The organism is Candidatus Saccharibacteria bacterium (assembly GCA_016191105.1).
GTDB lineage: Bacteria > Patescibacteriota > Saccharimonadia > CAILAD01 > BJGX01 > JACPPH01.
On record JACPPH010000001.1, the window covers coordinates 1 to 11,553 of the forward strand.

Annotated in this window: 13 protein-coding genes; 7 read left to right on the forward strand and 6 right to left on the reverse strand. The window is 48.4% G+C overall.

Annotation, left to right across the window (positions count from 1 at the left end):
* Positions 1–248 precede the first annotated feature (248 nt).
* From HYX70_00005 to HYX70_00015, 3 genes are read left to right on the forward strand one after another with little or no spacing between them, the layout of a single operon-like run.
* On the forward strand, positions 249–1,004 hold the full coding sequence (locus HYX70_00005) for a ParA family protein (protein ID MBI2797668.1): 756 nt from the start codon (positions 249–251) through the stop codon (positions 1,002–1,004).
* Positions 994–1,884, forward strand: a complete 891-nt coding sequence (locus HYX70_00010; protein MBI2797669.1) for a ParB/RepB/Spo0J family partition protein — start codon at positions 994–996, stop codon at positions 1,882–1,884. The genes HYX70_00005 and HYX70_00010 overlap by 11 nt, the downstream gene beginning before the upstream one ends.
* A 2-nt stretch (positions 1,885–1,886) precedes the next feature.
* The gene (locus tag HYX70_00015; GenBank protein MBI2797670.1) at positions 1,887–2,921 is read left to right on the forward strand and encodes a hypothetical protein; all 1,035 of its coding nucleotides are present in this window, start codon (positions 1,887–1,889) and stop codon (positions 2,919–2,921) included.
* Between the two features lie 95 nt (positions 2,922–3,016).
* Here the strand turns inward: HYX70_00015 and HYX70_00020 are convergent, their stop codons facing one another.
* Positions 3,017–3,460 carry a hypothetical protein gene (locus tag HYX70_00020; protein ID MBI2797671.1) on the reverse strand — a complete coding sequence of 148 codons (444 nt, stop codon included), beginning with the start codon at positions 3,458–3,460 and terminating at the stop codon, positions 3,017–3,019.
* Between the two features lie 2 nt (positions 3,461–3,462).
* On the reverse strand, positions 3,463–4,287 hold the full coding sequence (gene lepB, locus HYX70_00025) for a signal peptidase I (protein MBI2797672.1): 825 nt from the start codon (positions 4,285–4,287) through the stop codon (positions 3,463–3,465).
* Positions 4,288–4,389: 102 nt separating this feature from the next.
* On the opposite strand from lepB, the gene HYX70_00030 reads away from it, so the two are divergent.
* From HYX70_00030 to HYX70_00040, 3 genes are all read left to right on the forward strand, one after another.
* Entirely contained in the window at positions 4,390–5,877 is a 1,488-nt protein-coding gene (locus HYX70_00030; protein MBI2797673.1) for an LCP family protein, read from the forward strand.
* A gap of 13 nt (positions 5,878–5,890) precedes the next feature.
* Positions 5,891–6,664, forward strand: coding sequence for a hypothetical protein (locus tag HYX70_00035; protein ID MBI2797674.1), 774 nt, complete (start codon positions 5,891–5,893; stop codon positions 6,662–6,664).
* Between the two features lie 120 nt (positions 6,665–6,784).
* Positions 6,785–7,939, forward strand: a complete 1,155-nt coding sequence (locus HYX70_00040) for a trypsin-like peptidase domain-containing protein (protein MBI2797675.1) — start codon at positions 6,785–6,787, stop codon at positions 7,937–7,939.
* A 199-nt stretch (positions 7,940–8,138) separates the two neighbouring features.
* Here HYX70_00040 and HYX70_00045 read toward each other — a convergent pair whose 3' ends face one another.
* Complete coding sequence (locus HYX70_00045; GenBank protein ID MBI2797676.1) at positions 8,139–8,504, reverse strand: hypothetical protein; 366 nt, start codon at positions 8,502–8,504, stop codon at positions 8,139–8,141.
* 85 nt (positions 8,505–8,589) lie between these two features.
* Here HYX70_00045 and HYX70_00050 point away from each other — a divergent pair, with 85 nt between their 5' ends.
* Positions 8,590–8,808 carry a hypothetical protein gene (locus HYX70_00050; protein MBI2797677.1) on the forward strand — a complete coding sequence of 73 codons (219 nt, stop codon included), beginning with the start codon at positions 8,590–8,592 and terminating at the stop codon, positions 8,806–8,808.
* Here HYX70_00050 and prmC read toward each other — a convergent pair.
* The 3 genes from prmC to rpmE form a co-directional block, all read right to left on the reverse strand.
* Positions 8,778–9,599 carry a peptide chain release factor N(5)-glutamine methyltransferase gene (prmC, locus tag HYX70_00055; protein MBI2797678.1) on the reverse strand — a complete coding sequence of 274 codons (822 nt, stop codon included), beginning with the start codon at positions 9,597–9,599 and terminating at the stop codon, positions 8,778–8,780. The two genes, HYX70_00050 and prmC, sit on opposite strands and share 31 nt — an antisense overlap.
* A gap of 225 nt (positions 9,600–9,824) precedes the next feature.
* Positions 9,825–10,892 (reverse strand): peptide chain release factor 1, encoded by a 1,068-nt coding sequence (gene prfA / locus HYX70_00060; GenBank protein MBI2797679.1) that lies wholly within the window; start codon positions 10,890–10,892, stop codon positions 9,825–9,827.
* 130 nt (positions 10,893–11,022) lie between these two features.
* Positions 11,023–11,364, reverse strand: coding sequence for a 50S ribosomal protein L31 (rpmE, locus tag HYX70_00065; protein ID MBI2797680.1), 342 nt, complete (start codon positions 11,362–11,364; stop codon positions 11,023–11,025).
* Positions 11,365–11,553 lie beyond the last annotated feature (189 nt).

Sequence of the window (11,553 nt, forward strand, 5' to 3'; positions counted from 1 at the left end):
AAGTTGGATAAAACTTTGGCCTATGCTGCGATTCTAGCAGCGTGCAGACAGCAAAATACCTTCCTGTTGCTGCGCGGTCATGTAGTAACAAGATTCTCGCAACAAGAGTGCATTTTGCTACTGCACTTGCTGATCGCAGCAACGGCCTGGAATAATAAAGCTGCTTTAATGCCGGCGAGCATAAGGTTAAGATAGAGTCTAAATATGCTACAATATTAGCTATTACTTTAAGGAGTGGTGAGACAAAAGTGCGAGTAATAGCAATTACCAATCAAAAGGGTGGGGTGGGCAAAACCACCACCGCTATTAACTTGTCGGCGGCCTTTGCTAAGGCGGGTAAGTCGGTGCTACTCGTTGACCTGGACCCTCAGGGCAACAGCAGCTCTGGGCTTGGTGTAGCTAAAAACGAGCTCGAGAACAGCCTATACGATGTTTTGGTGGGCCAGTTCCCAGCCGAGCAGGCTGTTATTAAGACTGCTTGGGATAATTTGAGCATTTTGCCCACCAATTCTAATCTGGCCGGAGCCGAGGTGGAGCTGGCAACAGTTCGGGGACGTGAATTCAAGCTTAAACACGCTCTGGAGGGCTTAAAGTATGACTATTTGGTTATAGATTGCCCGCCATCGCTCGGGTTGCTAACTATCAACGGCTTAGTGGCGGCCGATTATGCCCTAGTGCCGGTACAATCTGAATACTATGCGCTCGAAGGCTTAGGCCAGCTACTAAACACCATCAAACGCGTGCGCCAAGCTTTAAATCCCAAGCTAACTCTACTAGGCGTGGTGCTTACCATGCACTCTAGCCGCACTAGCTTGTCGGCTCAAGTTCAATCGGAGCTCCAAAAGCATTTCCCGAGCCATTTGTTTGACACCATAATTCCGCGTAATATACGATTAGCCGAGGCACCCAGTCATGGCAAGCCCATAATGTATTACGACCGGTTTGCCAGAGGTGCGTTTGCATATAAAAAGTTAGCCAAGGAGGTAATGACTCGTGCCAAGTAAAACCGATAGATTAGGTCGCGGTCTAGACGCCCTGATCCCAACCGATGTTGAGGAGTTTATGAGCGAAGATGCGCCCGAAGAGGTTAGACACTCAACACGCTCGGTGATCGACGTGGATGCCAGTGTAATTGTTCCAAACCCCAACCAGCCCAGAGGCGAATTTAGCGACGACGAGCTTAGGGATCTATCAGAGTCGATCAAAGCTTACGGCATTGTCCAACCACTGATTGTATCTAAAAAAGGTGAGGGCTATCAGTTGATTGCTGGTGAAAGACGCTTGCGAGCCGCTAAGCTAGCCGGGCTTAAGCAGGTGCCAGTAATAGTGCGTAGTTTTTCGGAGCAAGAGGGGCTCGAAGTAGCATTAATCGAAAACGTGCAGCGGGCCGATCTTAAACCACTCGAAAAGGCGGCGGCCTATAGCAAGCTAGTAAACGAATTTAACCTCAAAGTATATGAAATCGCCAGGCGTGTTGGCAAAGCCCAGCCAACCGTATCGAACACCATGCGACTTTTAAGCCTCGATAAAGGCGTAAAGGGCGCTTTGGCCGATGGTCGTCTTAGCGAGGGCCAGGCTCGGGCAATTCTAGGCGTGGGTGACGATCCACTGCTTCAGCGCCAACTTTTGGCTCGAGTGGTTAACCGCACCATGACGGTGCGCGAGATCGAAGATCTGGCCCGAACCTACAAGAGTAACCCCGATAAGCCGACCGCGGCTGCCAAGGCCAAAAAAGATCAAACTACAGAGCTAACCAAAGATCTAGGCAAGCGCTTAAGAGCCAAAGTATTTATTAAGCCTACCGCCAAAGGCGGCCGCCTAACTATCGAGTATACCTCCGAAGACCAGCTGCAAAAGATCTACAAACAGATTATTGGCGAATAATTATGCAAGATTCAGTTAATAGCTACCTACGTCAGTTATTAACTCAAATTGAAGAACATGCTCCCACCAAAGATGAGCAGAGGAAAATTGCCACAGATAAGGCTGGTTATATTTTTGACAAGCTAATGCGCAAAAAGTTTCGTCGCAGAATTGGTGAGACTACAAAAAAAGATATACACGAAAAAATAGAAGTTAGTCTAAAAGAAGGCAAACCGCTTCACTTCTGCATGCCGTTTGGTGGCTACAAACACTACTGGAATCCGTCTCATCCCGAACCAGACTGGGCCGAGCTATTTAACCTTCGCTATATGACAGATTATGTTTTACCGGTATTGGCTGTCCACGAGCCAGGAGTTGTCTTGGAGTACATATCCTGCGATGTAGTTCTCAGAGTTATGAACAACTATCCACAGGCTGCTCTAGATAGATATTTTGAAGCGTTTGGTAAGCTGATTGATTGGTACAGTCAATACGCTCCAAAGAATCTGAAGATCAATTTTTTTAGAACTGCCAACAAATACGATAGAGACAGGCTAATCCATCAGATAGAAGATGCTACTCCCGAACGGCTCAAAGAGTTTAGCAGGTTGTCAAAAGACGAGCAGGAATCGGAAATTCACAGAAGTGTTAGAAACATAATGTGGAATGGCGACAAGGACTTAACAGAACTTAGTGAAGCCGAGAAGCGAAAAAGAATAATTCTATCGAGGGTCATCGAGCTTGCTTACTATGAATTTGAGCCCCAGTATCTCGGCGACTACTATACCGAGGGCAACCATATAGATACATGGTTTTCTGGCGGGTTATCTCCAGATAACATCGATGAGAGCCTTACGCTTGCTGGTAGTTACGGCTCTGTTGTTGATTTCTGGATCGGCCGAGGCGTGTTGTTTAATGACGGTAGCAAGTTCCGCAGCACTATAATTTCGCAGCAGCAATATGCGGCTTTAAAAAACAAGATTAAAACTATTGAAGTTAAGCCACAGCTTGTGCCGCTCAAAAACTACCACCTAATCGAGGTAATCGAAAACCTATAAGTTGGTTTTTTCAGACTGTTTAGTGTGAACTTTTTCGGTCATTGTTTTTGTGCTGACGTAGCCTAGCGCATCAATATCTGGGTCAAAAAGCTCAACTAGTTCGAGGTCACTGCGCGGGAACACGCGGGCACCTTTACTTTTTTGCCACCTTGCAGTGATTTTTTGAGTTCATGATATTCTTTTTGTTCAAGGTAGAAGTCAATGTCACCCACCTGGGCTCGGTAGATGTCGGGCTTACGGATATACAGGTAAGTATAGGTGGTTTCAGGGATGTCGTCTTTGGTCTCAATAACGATTGGCTCATGAAGTTTGAAATACTTTTGTTTTGGGTCCTCAGACAACTCAGTAAGCTGCTTTCTTATGCCCACCAGCTTGTCGTACTCTTCATCGTAATGGCAAAAAACACCCGCATTGCCAGCATTTGGCAGATATTTGCCAAACGATTGCTTGCACAGTTTATAACAAGCAAAGTGAATATATTTTACGGCCTCAAGGAGCTCATCTTGATTTTGGATGGGGCTAAATCGATAGAGTTTCACATTTACTCCTGATAATCTGGATCTTGAATCAATTTGAATGTATTGAGCGGCAGCAGGCGAACTTCGCCAATACCGGCTATGAACTTCTGATCGAGCTGGCCCCAGTAGCGGCTGTCGTAGCTGCCATTGGGACTACGATTGTCACCCATAACAAACACCCGTTGGGGCTGCACGATCTCGTCGATATTGCCCTCGGTTTTGAAGGCCGTGCCTATGTAGTCCTCGTTGAGCACAAAGCCGTCGGGGCGCTGTTTGTTATATATGGTAACAACGCCGTTTTTAACTGTCACTCGCTCGCCGGGCAAGCCAATGGCTCGTTTAATAAAGAAAGTGCTGGGCTCGTTGGGATAGCGGAACACTAACACGTCACCGCGTTTAATGTCGAGGTTGTCGCGGGCGCCAAATAATGACTTAATGCTATTCCAGGTGAGTGGGAACTTGGAGATTATAAGGTAGTCGCTATTACTAAAACTGGGCTCCATACTGCTGCCACTAACGTAAAAGGCCTGAAATATGAAGTTGTTAATAATAAAAATGATGCCAGCAGTAACTAGCACGGTCACAACTAGTTCTTTTATAATCTTGCCGCCAGTCTTTTTTGGCTTTTCTGCAGGTTCGTTGGCAGTGGTCTCGTCGATGGTTTTTTTGCCGGCTCGGCTAGGGTCTAACCTCAGATTATTAGGATCGAGATTGGCTGGTGTAGCTGGGCGGTTGGCTGGCACCTGGCCTGGCTTAAAATGACTGCCTGGCTTAGGCAGCTCTTCTTCGGCCAGACGAGTATCGGGTTGCTCCTCTGGGTCTTTTGGCGTTTCGTCTTCGTCGTACATTTCATTTATTATAGCAAGCTTGTACCCTGCAGTGAAGCAAATATATACAAGGTACATAAGCAGTTTTGCAAGCGCTAACTGCTCGGGTATAATGATTTAATAATGCAACATAAAAAACTAACTGGCTCTGATGGCTCCAAGATCAATAAGCAAAACGAGGATGGTGCTAGCGTAGGTAAGCCGTCGACCGAGCCTTTTGTGGTTAAAAGTTTTAGTAGCGGTGACTTTCGATCGTCCCCAAATGTATTGCCAGCTGCACCTAAGGCCAGGCAGAAACGGCGACTATGGCTCAAAATCACCTTGGCGAGTGTGGTTCTTTTGTTGGTAGTTGGTGGGGTCATGGCTGCAAAGACGTATCTAAGTTTGCGCAAAGTTGTGCAAAAACGCGAAGGCGTAGCCGCACCGGCATTGGCCAAGGAGGTTACCCCGGCCACCCTAAAAGGCGAAGGCGATGGGCGGGTAAATGTTTTACTGCTAGGCAAGGGCGATGCCGGACACGCTGGTGAAGAGTTGACCGACACTATTATGGTGGCCAGCTATGATGTTAAAAATAACCAGGTAGCATTACTGAGTATTCCGCGCGATCTGTATGTCAAGATTCCTGGTGTCGGCTGGGATAAGATCAATTCTGCCAACGCCTATGGTCAGCAGACCAAACAGACTGGTGGCCCAGAGCTAGTTAAGCAGACTGTGTCTAAGATACTCGATGTACCGGTTCACTACTATGTGCTGGTAGATTTCTCGGCTCTACGACAATCGGTTGATGCAGTGGGCGGCATAGATAACATTGTGGTCGAGCAGGACTTGTACGATCCTGAATATCCCTGCGACAACAACGAAAGCCGATCGTGTGGCTTTAGGCTCAAGGCTGGCACATACAATATGGATGGTGCAACGGCGCTTAAATATTCGCGTTGTCGCAAGGGCGATTGTGGTGACGACTATGGCCGAGCTAAACGTCAGCAGCAGGTGCTAATGGCTTTGCGCGAAAAAGCACTAAAGCAGTCAATATTGACCGATCCCGGCAAAATTCTAAACATGATCAACATTGTTAGCAACAACATTAAGACCGATCTGCAGCCCAGCGAAATTCAACGCCTGGGTAGCATAGCCAAAGACCTAAACCCGAAAGATGTTACCAATCAGGTGCTCGACGTCGATAACAACGGGTTGGTTAAAAATGCTGCTATTGGTAATGCTAGTGTAGTGGTGCCAGCGGCTGGCATAGGCGAGTATAGCGACATTCAAGCTTTTGTGCGCACCTTGTTTGTTGATGGCTACATTAAAGCCGAGGGCGCCAGTGTGCAAATCGACAATGCTAGTAGTCAGTCGGCATTGGCGGTGAAGGTAGCAAGCCTATTGAAAAGCTACGGCTATAATGTTATAAAAACAGTGTCGGCCGACAAGGTGGCCAAGACGGCAATAGTCGATTGCACTAATGGTGGCAAGCCGTATACACTGCAGTATCTGCAAAACCGGTTTGGGGTCGCACCCCAAGCCTGTCCGCAAACTGGTTCGGGCGCGCCACCACCAGCGGACATCCGCATAATTTTAGGGGGCAACTACTATCAATCTCAAAGATCGAATTAAGCGTTTTCAGCTCTTGAGCCGAGATCAGCGCTACATTTTTTTGGTTAGTGCTCTGCAGGCACTGCTGGGGCTGTTTTTGTTGTATTTTACGCCCTACCAGGTGATTCTGCCGGTGTTGGTGTTGGCGCTAAATTACTTTTTGTTTCGACGGCTTATATTGAGCAAGCGGCGAGGCTTTTTGCTGATCAAGAGTCTGCGCTCAAGTCTGTGGCTGCTGCTGTGGTTTTTCTATCTGTTTAGTATTAATAGCATCAACCTCATACCGCTGCCGCTGTTTGTGGGCCTGACTGTTATTGGTGGCGGGCTGTATGGTCTAATCTGCTACCTAGACATTCAGCAAAATACCAGGATGAGCCTGCAAAACATACTAACTACCGCCTTACTGGTACTAGCCACTACCTGCGGGAGCTTGGCAATTATATTCTGGCATTGGCCGCTGGCTATAATTCTATTACTGTTCTGGCTAGTAAACTTTACGCTGGCACTGTTGTGGCTGTTGGAGTTTACCAACAACCCGCAGATTCTAGCTACCTTGTGGGCTTTGGCGGCAACCGAGCTGTTTTGGATAGCTAGCCGATGGGTGATTTTGTACCGAGTGCCACGCAGTAGTCTTATGATAAGCCAAATAAGCCTTATAATCGGCGCTTTGGCCTATTGTTGGGGCGGAATCTACTTTCACCATAAGAATCAAACCCTCAAGCGGTCACTGTTGTTTGAATACATCGTTGTTTCTAGTGTAATATTTATTGTACTAGTTTTATTAAGTAGGTGGAGCGTTGCCCTCTAGGCCTCCATCAAAATGTCACTTCCTATCGAAAGGTTGCACCGTTTCGGGTAGGGAGTCCAGCCTGGCCCTGATTGGGTCGGGGACGACAAGAACACAATAGAATGTTAAATAGGAAACTACATGCCCACCAAAACTGAATCAATCGTACCGGCTCAAACTAAAATAGCCAAGCCACTCAATCTCACCCGCATCATCGTTATAAGCGTAATTAGTGGGCTTCTAGCTGGCCTACTAGGGGCCTTTTTGTATTTACAAATCGTTGCTCGTAGCAGTAAGCCGCTCCCAACTGGCCTCAGTAAAAAGGAGATTATTAGTCAAGACAACGCCATAATCGATGTCGCCAAAAAAGCCAGCCCCTCAGTGGTAAGTATTGTTAGTTCGAGCACGGCTACTAATTTCTTTGGTCAGTCACAGCAACAACAGGCGGCTGGTACTGGCATAGTTGTGAAGGATAATGGCCTTATACTCACCAATAAGCATGTCGTGCAAGGAGCCCAAAGCTTTACCATAATCGATAGTGGTGGCAAGCAGTATCAAGCCAAGGTTGCAGCTACCGATCCGACAAATGATCTTGCGTTTTTAAAGGCCGAGGCTAGCGGCCTAACTCCTGCTACCCTTGGCGATAGCGAAAGTGTTCAGGTTGGCGAAACAGTTATTACGATTGGTAATGCTTTGGGGCAGTTTCAAAACAGTGTAACCACCGGTATAATCTCGGGCAAAGGTCGGCCCATTACAGCGGGCGATCAAGGGTCGAGCAGTGGCACCGAAAGCTTGCAAAATTTGTTTCAAACCGACGCCGCCATCAACCCTGGTAATTCTGGCGGTCCACTGCTCGATATTGGTGGCAATGTGATTGGTGTCAACACTGCAGTAGCAGGCGAAGGTTCGCAAAACATTGGCTTTGCTATCCCGATCAACGAGGTTAAGAACGACCTAGCTAGCTTTAATTCCACCGGCAAAATTATTAAGCCATACCTGGGGGTGCGTTATGTTAGTATTACTAAAGATATCGCCAAAGCCAACGGCCTGCCGGTCGAAAACGGTGCTTTTGTACAAGGCACTGGCTCGGTAGTTGGTGGCAGTCCGGCGGCTAGCGCCGGTCTGGAACAGGGCGATATTATTACCAAAATCAATAACACCGAGATTAATGCCGACAACCAGTTAACCTCGGTAGTAGGCAAATTTAAGCCGGGCGACACCGTTACGCTCACGGTGGTACGCCAAGGCAAGACTATTACTATCAAAGCCAAACTTGGTGAAGCGCCTAGTAGCTAACTTGTCATCCTGATCCGCCAATCGGTGGATCAGGATCTCTATTTACTCGTCATTCCCTATCGAAAGGCTCTGTCGTTTCGGGTAGGGAATCCAGCCTGGATCCCCGCCTTCGTGGGGATGACTAGGATAATAAAAACAAAGAACCCCGGCCGAAATCGGGATTCTTTGAACCAGGTCTCGAACGGGGATTGTGGGGCAACTACGAAGCGTCGACGAGCAGGCTCAGACGTGGCTGAGGCCGCGTGACGAAGTCCTCGTCGATGTCAGCAGCTGGCTCGAAGATGAAGGCATCCATCAGCGAGTCGAGGCGTGCAGCGTCACCGATCTCGTCGCCCAAGATCCGGCGAAGATAGAGCAGGACGAAGCGTCTGAGCTCTTGCGGCTGATCTTTCAGCCCGAGCACTTCGATGATCGAACGCAGCGACCTGATCTCGAACTGGCTGTCGGTCTTGCGTGTGAACTGGTCGATCGTCGCGTGCGACAGGCCAGCTTGGAGCGAGACCTGTTGGATGTTGCTGTGCTCGCTGCATAGTCGCCTCAGCATGTCGTTGAACGTTTCACTCATGATAATTCCTCCGGGGTAGACGTTTGAGCGAACGACGACATTCTATAACATTTATAAGATAATAGCAATGGTTTATAATGACATTATGATCACTGAAAAACAGCGACAGGACGATAAAGAGAAGGCGATATTGCTGGCACTGCAGCAGGATATGGCACTTATGCGCCGCGATTTAGACATGTATGGAATGCGCAAAGATGGTTCTACTGTACTGATCTGTAAAAGTACAGATTACGATGAGTTATGGAGCGACGCTCTAGAAACTTTGAAGAATCAGGACTTTTCGAAGCCTAAGATTAGGTAGTCTTCGAGGATTGTTTTAAGGCCAGCTTGAGCAGCTAGCTTTTTAAGTTCTTCGTGCTGCCAGGGGTCAGATTCGTGGAATACCTTGCTGCCAGGCTTAATATGCTTGGGCAGTTGCTCATAAAAGCGGCGGTACAAGTCTAAGCCGTCGCCAGGGCCACCGAATAGGGCAATGCCGGGCTCTTTTTGCACCTCGGGCTTCATGCGATCGTGATAGTCATTGCTTACATAAGGCAGGTTGGTAACTACTACATCAAACTCGCGTTCCATGCCGTCAAAAACATCGGCATGCATAAATTCCAGCATATGCTCAGCACCCAAGATCTGGGCGGCATTCTTGCGAGCTACCTGCAGGGCGTCGTGGCTTACCTCGGTGGCAGTGATTTTAAGATCGGGCCGGTGTTTGGCTACCGTAACGGCAATAGCGCCACTGCCGGTGCCAATATCAATCAGGGTTGAGTCTTTGGGGGCGTGCTTAATGGCTTGCTCGGCAATGAGTTCGGTTTCGACCCGCGGAGCTAGCACGCGAGGGTCAACGTAAAAATTTAGGCCGTAGAACTCCAGGCAGTTGGTAATATAGCAAACCGGCTCTCGTTCTAGCCGCCGGGATACATATTGTTCAAAAAGGGCAGTTTGAGCCTCGGTAAGTTCGTCTTGGCCATGGGCTAGCACCCATTCGCGCCCTTTGCCGACCACGTGAGCCAAAAGTAACTCAGCATCGAGTCGGGCCGATGGTATGCCCACCGAGTTAAACTGGCCAGTGGTTTTTTCGACTAGCTGCTGTACTTTCATTGTGGCTCCTCGGCCGTTGCAAGATCAGCAAAAGGTAAGCTAGCGAACACTTCTGTTTCGAGAACTTGCTTGCCATAGCAGCGCAGAACAGAAAGTGAGCTAGCTTGGATTGCTGCTAGATCTAAGCATAGGCCAAGAGCTTTTGCTAACTTTTGGCGACACAAAAGATAGTCGCCCAAGGGGCGAACCGCTTTCCTGGATTCCCGCCTACACGGGAATGACGGGTTAGTCATTTTGCTGCTCTTCCAGAGACTTCTGAACCGAGGCTGCGCGCAAATGCTCGAGCAGGTCGTCGAGCCCACCATCCATAACTTTGGGCATGTTGTGGGTGGTATAGCCAATTCGATGATCAGTTATGCGGTCTTGGGGGTAATTGTAGGTGCGGATCTTCTCAGATCGATCGCCAGTGCCAATTTGGCCGCGGCGGGCCTCACCAAGCTTCTTGGCTTCTTCTTCAGCGCGCAGAGCTAGCAAGCGGCTGCGCAACACACTCATGGCCTTGAGCTTGTTTTTGAGCTGAGACTTTTCGTCTTGGCAGGTTACGACTATACCGGTTGGAATATGGGTGAGTCGCACGGCTGAGTCAGTAGTATTTACGCTCTGGCCACCGTGGCCGGAGCTACGGTAAACATCGGTGCGAACATCAGCAGGGTTAATGTCGATATCCGACTCTTCGGCCTCGGGTAAAACGGCTACGGTGGCGGTGCTGGTGTGAATTCGCCCGGCCGACTCAGTAACCGGCACTCGCTGCACTCGGTGCACGCCACTTTCGAACTTCAGCGTGCCATAAGCCTGCGGGCCGGTAATTTCGAGAATAATTTCTTTGTAGCCGCCAGCTGGGTTAGGGTTGTCAGACATAATCTGAACCTTCAGCTCATGATTCTCGCAAAAGCGGCCGTACATGCGTGCCAGATCGCCGGCAAAAATGCTCGATTCATCGCCACCGGCACCAGCCCGAATCTCAATAATAGCGTTTTTGTTGTCGTTGGGGTCGGTGGGGATTAGGGCAACCCGAACCTTGGCTTCGAGCTTAGCCTTTTGAGCCTCGAGCTTTTCAATTTCCTCGGCTGCCAGATCTTTCATATCAGGGTCATTTAGCATGCCCTGGGCATCAGTTAGTTGTTTTTCGGTGCTGGCGAGCTGTTCAAATAGGCTCAAGCGTGTTTGTAGGTCGCGCTGCTCGGCCACTAGTTTGGCTGAGTCTGGAGTAGTGTAAATAGCCGGATCAGCTAGTTTGGCCTCAACTTCGCTTAAGCGTTGCTTTATAGTGTTAATTTTATCTTGATCAATCATTATTTTTCCTTGTCATTTCGACCGCAGTGGAGAAATCTAGCAAGATCTTTCGACTTTCGCCCTGGATGACATCCCGAAACAAAATACTGCTCCTATTATAGCAAGGGAGCAGTATTTGGTATAAGCTTAGTTATTTTTCGGCTGGTTGGTCTTTTTTGTCGGTGGTTTTTTGAGCCAACTCTTGTTTTACGGCCTTTAGTTCGGCAGCTACATCTACCCGCTGGTCTTTATTTCGATCTTTCTTGGTCTTAGCCTTGCCTTTGCTGGTTTTGGCAGCTTCCATGCGGGCACGGAATTTGTCGACTCGGCCGGCGGTATCGACCAGCTTTTGTTTGCCGGTGTAGAACGGATGACAGTTGCTGCAAACTTCGACCGTAATTTCATTGGTAGTGGAACGAGTATTAAAAGTCGTCCCGCAACCGAGGCAGGTGACTTTGGTATCTTTGAGCTCTGGGTGAATGCCAGTTTTCATAACTAAGACATGATAGCATAAATTCTGATCTTATTCAAGTGCTGGATATCTGGTTCTGTCCACTAAACCGGAACAGCTATACTTTTAAGTAGTGTAAATGGGTCACGAAACAGTTCTGGATGGCTTCTTCTGGCCTGAAACTCTGCTAAGATCCCGCCTAAGAAACATTTAATGAAATGATCTCTAGTG